Source organism: Pseudomonas sp. RT6P73 (assembly GCF_054897715.1).
The window spans coordinates 2026140-2040254 of the sequence record NZ_JBUBUV010000002.1 but is presented as its reverse complement, the minus strand read 5'-3'; the positions used below and the strand labels follow the sequence as shown (position 1 = coordinate 2040254).

General features: G+C 60.6%; 15 protein-coding genes. 6 read left to right on the top strand and 9 right to left on the bottom strand.

Annotated features, from left to right (window positions below; genetic code table 11):
* Window positions 1-177: 177 nt before the first annotated feature.
* Genes ligD through ACYZT6_RS09945 form a run of 3 tightly spaced genes read right to left on the bottom strand, consistent with a single transcriptional unit; the run spans window position 178 to window position 5162 of the window.
* On the bottom strand, window positions 178-2778 hold the full coding sequence (gene ligD / locus ACYZT6_RS09955; RefSeq protein WP_462026733.1) for a DNA ligase D: 2601 nt from the start codon (window positions 2776-2778) through the stop codon (window positions 178-180).
* Window positions 2775-3767 carry a methyltransferase gene (locus tag ACYZT6_RS09950; RefSeq protein WP_462026732.1) on the bottom strand — a complete coding sequence of 331 codons (993 nt, stop codon included), beginning with the start codon at window positions 3765-3767 and terminating at the stop codon, window positions 2775-2777. The genes ligD and ACYZT6_RS09950 overlap by 4 nt, the downstream gene beginning before the upstream one ends.
* A gap of 9 nt (window positions 3768-3776) precedes the next feature.
* The gene (locus ACYZT6_RS09945) at window positions 3777-5162 is read right to left on the bottom strand and encodes an iron-containing redox enzyme family protein (RefSeq protein ID WP_462026731.1); all 1386 of its coding nucleotides are present in this window, start codon (window positions 5160-5162) and stop codon (window positions 3777-3779) included.
* 192 nt (window positions 5163-5354) lie between these two features.
* Between ACYZT6_RS09945 and ACYZT6_RS09940 the strand changes: the two genes are divergently transcribed.
* A complete protein-coding gene (locus ACYZT6_RS09940) occupies window positions 5355-5801 on the top strand; it encodes a cupin domain-containing protein (RefSeq protein WP_462026730.1) in 447 nt (148 codons plus the stop codon).
* Window positions 5802-5972: 171 nt separating this feature from the next.
* Here ACYZT6_RS09940 and ACYZT6_RS09935 read toward each other — a convergent pair whose 3' ends face one another.
* Window positions 5973-6692, bottom strand: a complete 720-nt coding sequence (locus tag ACYZT6_RS09935) for a tellurite resistance TerB family protein (protein ID WP_462026729.1) — start codon at window positions 6690-6692, stop codon at window positions 5973-5975.
* Window positions 6693-6960: 268 nt separating this feature from the next.
* Between ACYZT6_RS09935 and pcsA the strand changes: the two genes are divergently transcribed.
* The 4 genes from pcsA (at window position 6961) to ACYZT6_RS09915 (ending at window position 9673) form a co-directional block, all read left to right on the top strand.
* On the top strand, window positions 6961-7683 hold the full coding sequence (pcsA, locus tag ACYZT6_RS09930; RefSeq protein WP_094471814.1) for a phosphatidylcholine synthase: 723 nt from the start codon (window positions 6961-6963) through the stop codon (window positions 7681-7683).
* Window positions 7684-7689: 6 nt separating this feature from the next.
* A complete protein-coding gene (locus tag ACYZT6_RS09925; protein ID WP_462026728.1) occupies window positions 7690-8076 on the top strand; it encodes a DUF488 domain-containing protein in 387 nt (128 codons plus the stop codon).
* A 133-nt stretch (window positions 8077-8209) separates the two neighbouring features.
* Entirely contained in the window at window positions 8210-8668 is a 459-nt protein-coding gene (locus tag ACYZT6_RS09920; protein WP_462026727.1) for a GNAT family N-acetyltransferase, read from the top strand.
* A 78-nt stretch (window positions 8669-8746) separates the two neighbouring features.
* Window positions 8747-9673 (top strand): universal stress protein, encoded by a 927-nt coding sequence (locus ACYZT6_RS09915; RefSeq protein WP_462026726.1) that lies wholly within the window; start codon window positions 8747-8749, stop codon window positions 9671-9673.
* A gap of 138 nt (window positions 9674-9811) precedes the next feature.
* On the opposite strand, the gene ACYZT6_RS09910 is transcribed toward ACYZT6_RS09915, so the two are convergent.
* Window positions 9812-10624, bottom strand: a complete 813-nt coding sequence (locus ACYZT6_RS09910) for a class I SAM-dependent methyltransferase (protein ID WP_462026725.1) — start codon at window positions 10622-10624, stop codon at window positions 9812-9814.
* A 37-nt stretch (window positions 10625-10661) separates the two neighbouring features.
* Window positions 10662-10931: a DUF4242 domain-containing protein gene (locus ACYZT6_RS09905; RefSeq protein WP_461958347.1), complete on the bottom strand. Its 270-nt coding sequence runs from the start codon at window positions 10929-10931 to the stop codon at window positions 10662-10664.
* 180 nt (window positions 10932-11111) lie between these two features.
* Between ACYZT6_RS09905 and ACYZT6_RS09900 the strand changes: the two genes are divergently transcribed.
* Window positions 11112-12104 carry an AraC family transcriptional regulator gene (locus ACYZT6_RS09900; RefSeq protein WP_461958346.1) on the top strand — a complete coding sequence of 331 codons (993 nt, stop codon included), beginning with the start codon at window positions 11112-11114 and terminating at the stop codon, window positions 12102-12104.
* Between the two features lie 9 nt (window positions 12105-12113).
* Here ACYZT6_RS09900 and ACYZT6_RS09895 read toward each other — a convergent pair whose 3' ends face one another.
* The 3 genes from ACYZT6_RS09895 to ACYZT6_RS09885 all read right to left on the bottom strand — a co-directional run bounded on the left by ACYZT6_RS09895 (window position 12114) and on the right by ACYZT6_RS09885 (window position 14022).
* On the bottom strand, window positions 12114-13325 hold the full coding sequence (locus ACYZT6_RS09895) for a cytochrome c biogenesis protein DipZ (protein WP_462026724.1): 1212 nt from the start codon (window positions 13323-13325) through the stop codon (window positions 12114-12116).
* Window positions 13326-13494: 169 nt separating this feature from the next.
* Window positions 13495-13707: a hypothetical protein gene (locus ACYZT6_RS09890; RefSeq protein ID WP_462026723.1), complete on the bottom strand. Its 213-nt coding sequence runs from the start codon at window positions 13705-13707 to the stop codon at window positions 13495-13497.
* Between the two features lie 48 nt (window positions 13708-13755).
* Window positions 13756-14022 carry a DUF2790 domain-containing protein gene (locus tag ACYZT6_RS09885; RefSeq protein WP_462026722.1) on the bottom strand — a complete coding sequence of 89 codons (267 nt, stop codon included), beginning with the start codon at window positions 14020-14022 and terminating at the stop codon, window positions 13756-13758.
* Window positions 14023-14115: the final 93 nt, after the last annotated feature.

Below are 14115 nucleotides of genomic sequence, written 5' to 3'. Positions count from 1 at the left end.
CGATCCGTAGCAGCTGCCGAGCAGCGCGAGGCTGCGTTCGGCGACGCAGTCGTCGTGAAATCAGGCCGCACGGTGCATCAGGATGACCGCATGCGCAGGTTTTACGACGACTGCGTCGCCGAACGCAGCCTCGCGCTGCTCGGCAGCTGCTACAAAGGATGCGGTTAACCAAGGGGGCTATTTTTTCATGCCGACCCGCCGACGCATGTCGGCGGTGATCGCTTGCCGGGTTTTCCTCAGGTCCGCCCAGGGCTCGTCACCCACTTCGGCCAGGCGCTCGTGCACGTTTTGGATGTTCCACTGATTACCGCCCTTCAATTGCGCTACCTCTTCACGAAAGACCGGCACCGACACCGGCATCCCTTCGCGGGTGCGCGCGGCGTAGGCGCAAATGGTGGTCGCGCCCAGACCATTGCGCAGGTAATCGATGAAAATCCGCCCGACCCGATTCTTCGGTCCCGACACCGCGGAAAAACGCTCCGGCAGCAACTTGGCCATGTGGCTGACAATCGCATGGCTGAAGTCCTTCACCTCATCCCAACCCAGCTTGCGAGTCAGCGGCACCACCAGGTGAATCCCCTTGCCGCCGCTGGTCTTGAGGAAGGCCTTGAGCCCGAGTTCATCGAGCACCGACAGGGTCAGTTGGGTCGCCTCGACCATGCTTTTCCACGGCAGCGCCGGGTCCGGGTCGAGATCAAGGACGAAGCGGTCAGGTTTATCGAGGTTGTCCGAGGTGGCGTTCCAGGTATGCAGTTCCACGGTGCTCATCTGCACGGCGCCAATCAGCGCTTCAGCGTTGTTGATGATCATCACCGGTTGGCCAGTGAGTTCCTTGTCCAGCGTGGTGATCCCGGGAATGGCCAGGCGCTCGGCGTTCTTCTGGAAGAACAGTTCGCCGGCAATGCCGTCCGGAGCACGCACCAGCGCCACTGGCCGGTCCTTGAGCTCGGGCAAAATCCATTCGGCGACACTGGCGTAATACTCCGCCAGTTGCACTTTGGTGGTGCCGCTGCTGGCATCAATCACCCGGTCCGGGTGAGTAATGCGCACCTTGCCTGCACCGAGGCCGATTTGTGAGGGCGCGGGCGCTGCCTTGGCAGGCTGCTTTTTCGCCGCGGCGGCCGGTTTGTCAGCGGCGGCTTTCTTGGTGGTCTGGGCTTTCACGGCTTTCGGACGCTCCTCGGTGATGTCTTCGGCGGGTTTGTCATCGCGCAGCCCATGGAACACCGCGTGGCGCACCGAGCCGTCCTTGGTCATCTCGGCGAACGCGATTTCTGCGAGCAAGACGGGTTTGAGCCAATGCACGCCCTTGGCTTCAAAACCCGTGGGTGGATTAACCACCGCGGGCTTCTTCGCCAGCAACGGTTTCAGCTGTTCGTAAATGTGCTTGAGCGTGGTCTCGTTGAAACCTGTGCCGACCTTGCCGGCGTAGCGCAACTCGCCGCTGTCACGGTCATGCAGGCCCAGCAGCAACGCTCCGAAGGCATTGCGCGCACCTTTGGGATCGGTATAGCCGACCACGACGAATTCCTGCCGATGCTTGCACTTGAGCTTGATCCAGTCACTGCTGCGCCGGGACACGTACGGCGAGCCCAGGCGCTTGCCGATCAACCCTTCCATCTGCATCTGACAGGCGCTGTTGAGCAAGGCTTCGGGCTCTTCGCCGAACGCGTCGGAGAAGCGCAGCAGCGGATCTTTACTGGGTTTGAGCACCGTCGCCAGCGCGACCCGCCGTTCCTCGACCGGCACCTCGCGCAGGTCCACGCCATTGAGGTAAGGCATGTCGAACAGGTAGTAAACGATGTTGCCGCTGCGATTGGATTCGAAGGCATTTTGCAGCGCCTGAAAGTCCGGCACTCCCTGCTCGTCGGCCACCACCATTTCACCGTCGAGCCAGGCAGATTCGAGGCCCAGCGACGCTAACGCCTCGGCCTGTTTCGGCAGTTTGTGGGTCCAGTCGTGGCCGTTGCGGGTGAAGAGTTTCACCTCGTCATGGTCGATGCGGGCCATGATCCGATAGCCATCGAACTTGATCTCATAGCTCCACTCGCCCTGCGGGGCTTTTTCCACCAGCGTCGCCAGTTCGGGTTTGAGCTGGTCGGGCAGTTTGGCTTTGTGCGCCCCGGTGAGTTGGGCTGACTGTGCTTTAGGCGCGACCTTGCGCGCCGGCTTCTTCACCGATTTGGGTTTGTCGGCGGTCTTGGCCTTTTTGGGGAGGATGGTGCGGTCACTGAGCACGCTGTCCGGCTCGGCGACGACCACGTCGTAATCGCTTTCAGGTTTCGCCGCGCCGTCCTGATGCTTGATCAGAAACCATTGCTCCTGTTTGCCCGGCATGTGTGTGCGCACCAGGTTCCACAGGCCACCGAGTTTCTCGCCTTTGAGTTCGAACTTGAGCTTGCCCTTGGCGTACGCCTTGGCCGGATCTTCCTGGGGGATCCACACGCCACGGTCCCAGACAATCACGTCGCCAGCGCCGTAATGCCCTTCGGGAATGCTGCCCTCGAACGTGGCGTAATCGATCGGATGGTCTTCAACGTGGACCGCCAAGCGCTTGACCTTGGGGTCCAGCGAAGGGCCTTTCGGCACGGCCCAACTCTTCAAGGCGCCGTCGAGTTCCAGGCGAAAGTCATAGTGCAACCGCGAGGCATCATGCTTCTGAATACAGAACTGCAAGGCATGGTCTTTCGCGGTTTTCTTGCCCGAGCGTTTCGCGGCGGGTTCAGAGGTCGCCGAGAAGTCGCGCATGCGGTTGTAGTCGTCCAGATTCTTGCTCATGGCGCACCTGCCGACTCAACGCTTCCCCCAATGCCGGGGCCGACGCGCGTAACGATCAGGGCCACGACCGCAATTCGCTCGACCCGTTGATAGCCAGGGGTCAGTAGTTCTTCACCAAACACGTCGGGATCCAGTTCGCGATAGGTCCAGCCGAACATGGGCGACTCCAGACGCGGGATCAGCGCCTCCAGAAACGGATCCTGACCTTCAATCATTGCCACCCCCGTGTACAACACCAAAGAGCCACCGGGCGCCAGGCGATACAACGCCTGCTCGACGATGCGCAACGACAATTGCGCACCCAACTCACCGCCACCATGGCGATAAGCACGCTCGGCGGGGTCGGCCATGTACGGTGGATTGGCGACGATCAGGTCGAAATGGCCGTCGACGTCCTGCAGCACATCGCTGGCTTCGACGGTGACATTGGAGACTTCGGCAAGCGCCGCGTTGACTGCCGTGAGGCGCAAAGCCGCTGGATTGATATCGACGGCCAGCACTTCGGCCTCATGGCGTGCCCGGGCAATCACAATCGCCCCGACACCCGCGCCGCAACCAATGTCCACGGCGCGTCTGATCGGTGCGAAGTTTTGTTGTAGGTGCGCATGAATCAGCTGCGCGAAACGGTAGGTGTCCGGGCCGAAGAACACCGCATCCGCCGCATCGGTGGGGAACCCCGAGTGCACGAACAGCAGGTCATCCAGGCTGGACCAGCGCACGCAACTTTTCAGTCGGCCGTTGCTTTCTTGAAGGACGCCCGCCTGCTGCAACTGCCGCTGCTCGTCTGTCGACAAAAGGCCTGGTTCAAATGAACGCGACCAGCCGAACACATCGCGCAGAGTCCGGGCGTTTTGCCCGAAGGCACGGTCATTGACCCGCCGATGGGTGAGCGGCGTCGGGGTAATGAACCGGTAGCCATCGGCCTGCAAGCGCCGCCCCAGTTGCACCAACGCCAGATCGGCAGCGTCCAGTTGCTCTTCCTGATTCATGCAGTGCTCCTATCGCAGGCTGGATTTGAGTTCGATAAACCGTCGCGTAGCCATCAGGCCGGCCGGATGAGAATGCCGATGGGCCGACAGCCACGGGATCAACACCGGCATCTGTTCGTGTGCGGCGAGCCCGTCCAACGCAGTTTGCAGGCTCTGGATATCCGGGTCGTTGTCAGACACCGTCGCCTCTGTCGCGACACTCGTGCCCCGGCGAACCGCTGCGGCTGCGCGCTCAGGCGTCCAGTCGCCGGCGATCCAGTCATGCAGCAGCTGTTTTTCGTAAGGGCTGAACACCCCGAACATGGCGGCGCCGTCCCCCTCGATCAACTGCCAGAAACGGCTGGCTTGAGGATCCTGCTGACGTTTGATCCAGCCTTTGTTTTCCAGGGCGGTGAGGAAACCGGGCAACTGTTCTGGCGCCGACAGCCATTGGTTGACGGTCTTGCCTTCGAAACGGCAGTAGTCGGAATGCATGTGCTGGCCGAACGGACGCTTGCGCTCAAGCATGTTGAGCAACTCGGCGTCGAGGTCGAACGATTCGATGATCGCGCGACTGCCCTGCCCCAGATCGTTGAGCCGATAACCCAACGCGACCCGGCGCAGAAAGTCTTCGCGGTCGCCTTCCACCGGCAGGAGTTGCAGCACCGACTGCACCGCTTTGTGCGCATGACCGGTGCTGGCATTGTCGATGGTCACGTGCAGCGTGAAGTAGTACGGATCGATGCCCAATTCGCTGAGTTCATAGGCACTGATCAGCAAATGCAGCGGCAGTTGTTCGTAGCCGAGGTTGTAGCCGATCACCTCGGGCAGAAACTCGTCGGCGGATTCGCCCAGCGCCAGTTGTATCGCGCCTTGCAGGTAGTGCTCGTCGGCGATCACCCCGGTGTCTTGCAAGCCATGTTCGGCGAGCAGCTTGCGGTATATCACCACATGATTTTGCGCCGGATTGCCGTCGCCCAACTCTTCCAGATAGGTGCAAATCAGCCCCTCGAAACGCGGGTCGCGCCAATGACGCAACAGGCCATACAGCCACGCACCGTCGACCAGTTTGGTCGGGGCAACGGCTTGCAGGAAAAACAGTGCGTGCGCCTTGTTAGTGAAGAATTGCCGGGGCCCGCCGTCCTTGCGTTGTTTCAGGTATTCGGCGTATTGGCCGGCGACATCGACGCTGTGCTGTTCGACGAACGATTGCAGGGCCGACAAGTCATTCGGCATGTCCTGCGGCAGGTCGGTGGCGTGTTCGAGCTGCGCCTCGAGAAAGGTTCGGGCGAGTGCGCGCCGTTGCTCGGGATCATCGCCAAGCAGCATGTGTTCATAGGCCTGTTTCAGGCTCCCGTCGGGCGGGATCGGGTGTTCGTGGGCGGGCCGCGATTCAAGTCGTGTCAGGGCAGTCATGGGCGCATCTCTCGGTCTGAGGCCAGTGGCAGGACGCTGAATCAACGCGTCTCTACTTCAGAAGAGCGATTTGCCCGGAAAAAAATTCAATCGGCGTTGAAATTGCCCTGACGGACGGGCCTGTGGTGCGGCGTTCAGTCGGCGCGCCAGGCATATACTCAGCGGGTGTTTACTCATCTTCGGAGAGCAATCATGCGAACGGTGCACGTCATCGAGCAATCGCCGGCGCCGGTGAACGTCGTGGGCGAAGCAATCACCATCCTGGCCGGCGGCGATCTGAGTAAACCCTTTGAAATGCATATCCAGGAAGGCGTGCAAGGCGGAGGGCCGCCACCGCACTTTCACCCGTGGGACGAGGCGTTTTACGTGGTCGACGGCCAGGTCGAAGTGACCGTGGAGGGGACGTCCACCACCGTCTCGGCCGGGGGTTACGTGCACATTCCCGGGGGTTCCATCCATGCCTACAAGAACATCAGCCCTACCGCGAAGATGATTGGCGTGGTGTCTGACCCGCGTGGCGGGCAGTTTTTTGCGGCCGTGCATCAATTAAGAGTGCCGGAGGATTTGCCCCGGATACTGGAGATTGCCGAAGCGCATGGGGTGATCTTCCTGATCCCGAAATCACGACCGAGCCTGTAGCAGCTGCCGAGCAGCGCGAGGCTGCGTTCGGCGACGAAGTCGTCGTAAAACCTGCGCATGCGGTTATCCTGGTGCACCGCGCGGCCTGATTTCACGACGACTTCGTCGCCGAACGCTGCCTCGCGCTGCTCGGCAGCTGCTACAGGTCGACGGTGTTCGGGATTACATCACTTATGCCACGCCACCCTTGGCCTGCTGCTCCAGATGCACTTGCAACTCCGGATCGATTTTCAGCGCGGCAGCCAGTTCATCCAGATAATTGCGCTCGGCATCCTGCTGATCGTCCACCAGCATCACGCTAGCGAGGTACATTTCCGCAGCAATTGCCGGATCTGTCGCCGACTGCGCCACATCAGCAGCATCCAGCGGCCGGGCAACTTCGTCATCCAGCCATTGCTGCAGTTCCGGGTCATCGGTATGGCGGCCGATTTCGGTGCTGATCATCTGCTTCTCGGAATCGTCGATCCGGCCATCGGCCTTCGCTGCAGCTATTAATGCGCGCAGGACTGCATGGCTGTGGTCCTCGATTTCCGGGCCGGATAAAAGATCCACGGTGCGCGGTGCCTGTTGCGGCGCAGCAGCCTGATTGCGTTGCCACGCCTGATACGCCTGAAAGGCCATCATCCCGAGCGACGCCAGGGCCGCGTAGTTGGTGCCACCCCCCGAGCGAGTCCGGGTCGCGCCGCCCATGGGCGAACCGCCGCCCAGCAGGCCACCGAGCAAACCACCCAATCCGCCACCGCCCACGCTTGAGCCGGCGCCACCGCCCAACAGCCCGCCCAGCAATCCACCAAGACCGCCGCCGATGCCTCCCTGAGCGGATCTGCCATCCTGTTGCGCCCCGGTGCCTTGGCCCCGCAGGAGTTGTTCGAGCAAATCGCTGGTGTTCATGACGACGTCCTCATCGATTGGAGTGACCGGTCAGGCAACAATAGTCCTCGCTACTAAATGCGCCACCACCGTTTGGCCTGAAGCACCTTATTTAAGTGAACATCAGTGCGGATTAATCCAGAGTATTTCCTGGCGGCCCAGCTAAGATTTACAGACGATGAACCTTATTCCCCGATTTTCGGTCGATACCTGCAACCAAAATGGTTTGCCGCCGCCCTTGATGATGAGGGTGATGACTGGCTTGCTTTACTTTCTGGAGAACGCCCCTGTGATATCCACCCTACACATCGCCAGGCTCAAAGCATGGGGCGCCCATGGTTTTACCGCCACCGGCGTGGTCACTGCCTTCCTCGCCACCCTCGCCTTGCTGGAGAATCAGGCCACCAACTGCCTGCTGTGGCTGGGCGTGGCCCTGATCGTCGATGGGCTGGACGGTGCCCTGGCGCGCAAGGTCAATGTGCAGTCGGTGCTGCCGAGCTTCGATGGATCGATCCTCGATCTGGTGATCGACTACCTGACGTATGTGTTCATCCCCGCGCTGTTCATCTATCGCTACATCCCGTTGCCGGACTACACGCTGCTGCTGACCGTGTCGCTGATTCTGGTCTCGTCGCTGTTTTGCTTCTGCAACGTCAACATGAAAAGCAAGGACAACTACTTCCAGGGCTTCCCCGCCGCGTGGAACGTGGTTGCCTTATGCCTGTACATCATCGCCCCGTCGCCGTGGATTACCTTCCTGACCGTCATCGGCCTGGCCTTGTTGACCGTGACGCGAATGAAATTCCTGCACCCGTTCCGCGTGCGCAAGTTCATGCCGATCAACATCGCCGTGACCGCCATCTGGTTGCTGTGCAGCTTGTCGCTGGTGGTCAACCATCCGGTCATCAACCCGATGGTCATGGGGCTTTGGCTGCTGATGTCGGCTTACTTCCTCGGCATCTGCATCTGGCGCACCGCCATGGAGTGGTTTGACGGATCGCGTCACAAGTAACCCGACATGGCCATCCATATCGTACGACTCGGCTCACCCCGCTCGACCGATGAAGGCCTTCGGATCGGCACGGTACGCCGCCCACCTCGCGGTGTACCGAAGGCCGAGTTTGCCAGTAGGGATTTTTATGATGTGTGGCAGCCGCTGCTTTCGCCGAGTGCGGAATTGGTGGCCGAGGCCAAAGCGGCTGAGGATGAAAAGGCCTGGGAAACGTTCAGGCGCAAGTTCAAGGCTGAAATGAACCATCCAGCGCCCAATCAGTTGCTGGATCTGCTGGCTGCCCTCTCCCATCAAACTTCGCTGGCGGTTGGGTGTTATTGCGAGGAAGAGGCGCATTGCCATCGATCGGTATTGCGCGAGCTGCTGGAAGCACGCGGCGCCCGGATTAAGTGATTATCCCCTGTGGGAGCGAGCCTGCTCGCGATGACTGCTTCCCAGCCGATGTAGATATCGACTGACACTCCGCCATCGCGAGCAGGCTCACTCCCACAGGGGATTTGTGTGTTCAAGGGATTGAGGTAGCACTATGAAACCGCAAATAAGGGCCGCCACTGCAGCCGACGTGGATGCCATCAGCCAGGTCATCATCCAGTCGCTCCGCCAGTCCAATGCCCTGGACTATCCACCCGAAGTCATCGCGCAGGTGGAAAAAAGCTTTTCAACCGAGTCCATTCACGCGTTGTTGAGCCAACGCCAGGTCTTCGTTGCAACGATCGACAGTCATGTCGTGGCCACGGCCAGCCTTGATCACGATGTGGTGCGCAGCGTATTTGTCGATCCCGAACACCAAAGAGCAGGCCTCGGCCGACATTTGATGGCAACGATCGAAACCCTCGCCACCGAGGCGAAAATCGAGGTATTGCGCGTCCCCTCCTCCATCACCGCAGAAGCCTTCTACTCCAGGCTGGGCTTTCGAAAAGTCCGCGACGAATTCCACGGTGTCGAGCGCACCATCATCATGGAACTGCACTTGTCCCGGGGCTGACGGACGGGAGGTCGATCATGGTCAATACTTAAGGATTGAATGACCGCTGTCTCTTCGTTCATCCACGGGAGGTTCGCCATGTCTGGTCAATCACGTTTCATGCTGGTCGCCTCGCCATTGATGGAGCACAGCCCCGCCTTCGACAGGGCTGCGGCGCTGGCCAAGGCCGAAGACGCGGCGTTGCACATCGTGGCTTTCGATTATCTGGAAGGCTTGGCCACCGCCAGCCTGGTCAACGAAAAGGCCCTGGAGCAGATGCGCTTGGGCTACGTCGATCGGCACCGTCAGTGGCTGGAAGAACAAGCCCGGCCCTTGCGCAAGATCGGTGTCCACGTCACCACCGAGGTGGCATGGGTCGAAAAACCGCTGGAAGAAATCCTTATTCACCTCAAAGAACAGCCGATGGACGTGCTGATCAAGGCGCTGGAGCACGAATCGCTGCTGTCGCGGCTGATGTTTACCCCGCTCGACGTGCATCTGCTGCGTGAATGCCCGGTGCCGCTGCATTTCGTCAGCCATGCCGTTCACGCCCTGCCACGCCGGATCGTCGCGGCGGTCGACCCTTTCCATCGCGATGATCACTACAAAACGTTCAACGACCGGATCCTTCATGAAGCGGCGAAACTGGCGAGTGCCTGTAACGCCGAACTGGATGTGGTCTACGCCTACGACCTTTCATCCATCAGCGCGGACGAGTTCGGCTTCGACAATGGTTCGGCGTTTTTCAATTCAGGCAAGGCCAAGACCCTGTTCGACTACCAGGAAGACGCCTTCAACGAATTGGCTGAGCGCAACGGCATCGCGCCCGAGCAGCGGCACATGATCATGGGCAACCCGGCCAAGGTCCTGACTCGCTATGCCGATGCGTATGACGTCGACGTGATTGTCATGGGCCGGGTCGGTCATCGCGGTTTGGGCCGGTTGATTGGCAGCACGGTGGAGCATTTGCTGTACAAAATGCCGTGCAGTGTGTGGGTGGTGTACACCGAGCGGGTGGATGAGTGACCGCTTTCGACAAAACACCACAATCCCTGTAGGAGCGAGGCTTGCCCGCGAAAACGGAGTGTCAGGCAACATATTTATCGATTGACACACCGCCTTCGCGGGCAAGCCTCGCTCCTACAGGGGTTTTGTGTTGTTGGTTCAGCGTCGGGTGATGACGACCTCCAGGTATTCACTCGGCACCACCAGCGACTTCTCTCCCGCCCTGTTCATCTTGTTGATCAGTCCGCCCAGGTCGCTTTCCAAGGCCTGGCCACTTTCGGGAGGCAACGCCGCGAAGGCCTTGTGAACCGGGCCGTACCAGGTGCGGAAGGTGTCAATAAAGTGCGCCGCCGAGCGATAACGGAAATTGAAGGTGCGACGCGTCACCTGGACCTGGAAGTCGCGCTCATCGAAGTGCGTGTGCAACCAGGCTTCGGTTCCCCAGTTTGAAGGCGGTTGCGCGCCTGCCGGTGGCGGCAGATGACGGCCCAGGGTCTTGAACATCTGGCCGACAAAACCTTCAGGCGTCCAGTTGGCCAAACCGATGCGGCCGCCGGGGCGACACACTCTGGCCAGTTCCGAAGCCGCTTTGGGCTGGTCTGGCGTAAACATCACACCGAAGGTCGAGAGCACGGCATCGAAGCTCGCGTCCTCAAACGGCAGCGCCTCGGCATCGGCAACCTGGAAGGTCACTTCCAGACGTTCTGCCCGGGCCCGGTCTTCACCACGTTCCAGCAGCGCCGCGACATAGTCAGTGGAAGTGACGTTGCAGCCCCGGCGTGCGGCGGCCAGCGTCGCATTGCCATTGCCGGCAGCCACGTCCAGGACCCGCTCGTCGCAGAGCAAATCACAGGCTTCGGCCAGTTGCTCGCCGACAATCTGCAGGGTGGTGCCGATCACGGCGTAGTCGCCGCTGGCCCAGGAGGCCATCTGGCGGTTTTTCAAGGCAGTGAGATCAAGGGGGGTACTCATTGAATCTGCTCCGTACAAGTTGGAACGCTGCCCCGGCTTACTCCGCCGTGGTCGGATCGATGATGTTCATGACTTGAGAAATGCGGTTGGCCGGGAAACCGCTCTGCCTGGCGTGCTCCTGGATCAGCGCTTCGCTGGGCGAGATGTACACGCAGTACAACTTGTCGCCCGTGACATAACTCTGAAGCCACTGCACCTCCGGCAGCTCGCGCAACGCCCGGCAGGACTTTTGCGAAGCGGCTTTCAAATCCCTTTCTGACAGTGTTCCAGCACCTGGAATCTCGCGCTCGATAACGAACTTCGGCATGGCAACCTCTCATTCTTGTTATGGATGACAGGGTCGGCAGTGGCCCTGTAGGCAAACTATCGCCCTGCCGCACGCCTGCGTCCTGCCCGATCGTCGGGCAACACTGCCCGATCGTCCGGAGAATTCACGTTTGGCGCAGACGCGCTCACAATCAGAAAGCCCTCAGCCCGGGAAACCACCATGGACGCCCTGTCCCAAACCCTGCGCGTCGTCCGCCTGGTCGGTGCGATTTTCATCAATGCCAGGTTCACTGCGCCCTGGTGCTACCAATCGCCCAGTGCCGACACCGCGGCACCGTTTCTGGAGCCCGGCGCAGAGCGGGTGGTGATCTTTCACTTGATCACCGAAGGCGAGTGCTATGTCGAGATGGGCAACGATCCGCCACTGCGACTGACGGCTGGCGATGTGGTGGTGTTCCCTCAGGGCGACGCCCATCGCATGAGTTCTCAACCGGGACTGACGCCGGTCACCGGCAAGCGCCTGGACGTGGTGCTGGCGCGGCGTCCACGGCAACTGAGCTACGGCGGTGGCGGCGCGGTCACGCGTCTGGTGTGCGGTTATCTGGCGTGCGATACGCGGCTGGCGGGCATGTTGCTCACGGGATTGCCGGCCGTGGTCCGGGTCAATGTGCGCGGCTCGAATGCCGGTATCTGGCTGGAATCTTCGGTTCGTTATGCCCTGGCCGAAGCGCGCTCGCCCAGGCCTGGCGGTGAAGGTGTACTGGCGAAACTGGCCGAGGTGTTGTTCATCGAAGTGCTGCGTCTGTACATGAACGAACACGGTGAAGGCCGGACCGGTTGGCTGGCGGGTGTGGGTGACCGGATCGTCGGCGCTGCCCTCAACGCGTTACACAAAAAACCCTGTCACGCCTGGACGCTGGATGAACTGGCGCGGACTGCCGGGACGTCAAGGTCGGTGCTGGCGGAGCGCTTTGCGCAATTGGTGGGGAGTTCGCCGATGCAGTACCTGACGCAGTGGCGGATGCTGCTGGCGGCCAATCTGTTACGCAGCAGTAACAGCTCGTTGATGCGGATTGCCGAAGAGGTGGGCTACCAGACCGACACGGCGTTCAGCCGGGCTTTTCGTCGAGAGTACGGTGCGCCACCGGCAGCCTGGCGGCGCAATCAGGAGAAAAAACCAATGGCCCACGGCGCGCAGCCAGTGAGCCATTGATGTCGAGGGTTACGCGGCAGGTGCCTTGGCCTCTTCCAGCAGTTGCTGAATCATTTTCTCCTGGGTTTCGTAGGCGCCTTCACCGAAGTGGGTGTAACGCACCTGGCCCTTGGCGTCGATCAGGTAGTGAGCGGGCCAGTACTGGTTGTCGAAAGCGCGCCAGATCGCGTAGTTGTTGTCGATGGCCACCGGGTAGGTAATGCCGAGCTCTTTGACCTGATCCTTGACGTTGTCGATGATGCGCTCGTAACCGTATTCAGGGGTGTGGACACCGACGACCACCAGGCCATCCTTCTCGTATTTCTTCGCCCAGTCCTTCACGTACGGCAAGGTGTGCTGGCAGTTGATGCAGTCGTAAGTCCAGAAGTCCACCAGCACCACTTTGCCTTTGAGCGAGTCATTGCTCAGCGCTGGCGAGTTGAGCCATTGGACCGCACCGGACAGCGACGGCATGGCGCCCTGGGCGTTGTCCATGGACGAGTCTGCCTTGACCTTGCTGACAAAGTAGTCGACGACTTTCGGCACGGTTTCCAGCACACCTTTCTCGAGGCTGCTGACGCCTTCGGATGAAGTACCGGCGAGCAGGTTTCTATCGGCACCGGTGGAAATCACCGCAACGGTGGCCAACACAGCTACACCTGCACCACGACGCAGCCAACCGGTGACCGGGATCGACACTTTCAAGCGATTGACCAGGCCGCGACCGAAAAAGATCAAAGTACCCAGCGACAACGCGCTGCCCAGGCCGTACGCCAGCAGCAACAGGCTGGTCTGGGCGTTGGCGCCTTGCAGCATGGCACCGGTGAGAATCACCCCGAGGATCGGTCCAGCGCACGGCGCCCAAAGCAGACCCGTGGCCACGCCGATCATGACCGAACCCAGCGGGCCGGACATTTTGCGGGTGTCGGGGTCTAGGCGATTGCCCAGCGCCACGAACGGACGGGCCATCCAGTCACCGACACGGGCGGAAATCAGCGACAGAGCAAACAACCCCATCACGAAGAGCGCGACGTGGCGACCGGTGTTGTTGGCTTGCACCACCCATTCACTGCTGACCACCGCCAGGCTGGAGATCAGGGCGAAGGTCAGGACCATGCCGCCGAGGGTGAGCAGGATCGAGGAACGGGTACGTTTGACCCCGGCGAACAGGAACGGCACGACCGGGAGGATGCAAGGGCTGAGGACGGTCAATATGCCGCCCAGGAAAGCGATGAGAAACATGGGATCACCTAAACATGTGGAGGGTGGCGATTCACACCAATTCCCTGTGGGAGCGGGCTTGCCCGCGATGAGGCCAGTACATTCAACATTGATGTCGACTGACACTCCGCTTTCGCGGGCAAGCCCGCTCCCACAGGATCGGTGGGGTTCACAAAACAGTGTTCGGGCTTCAGGCCGTCTGGTTATCCAGCTGCTGGCCCTGCGGCGTACGGCTTGCACCGTCCTGTGCCAGGAAGGCATGACCGCCCTGCTCCGCCACAGGCGTTAACTGGAAGCAGGTCGCGCTGCCGCAGCTTTTCTGTTCAACCGCGGCATTGGCATGGGCCGCCGCGCCGGCGACGGAGAAGGCAACAGCGGTCCAGAAGCGAGTGATGTTGTTCATGGTGTTCTTCCTGTTTTAAAGGGGATTGGCAATCGGTCAGCGAAGGACTCAGTTGTCCGAGTTGCAGCCGTCCGCAAATTTGCGGTAATCCAGCACCTGGGTTTTGTGCTGGGAGTCCAGGTAGGTCAGCTTGGCATTCACAATCCCGCAGGAAGGCGCAGCGTCTTCTTTCACCGACACCACTTTCTTTATGTCCAGGTGGCTGCCGTAGGTGTAGGTTTTGGCGCTGACATCGGCGGCTTCGGCGCGGGCCGACAAGGTGCAGATGTTCAGGGCGGCAAACAGGCAAGCGGCGTAGATGGCTTTGGTGTTCATGGTGTTTTCCTCAAGGCTTCAATGGGTAGGTCGTTCAATTGAGCCGAGGCGTCTGGTTTGCCTCGATGGAACCCATTAGAAACTCGCGAGGTA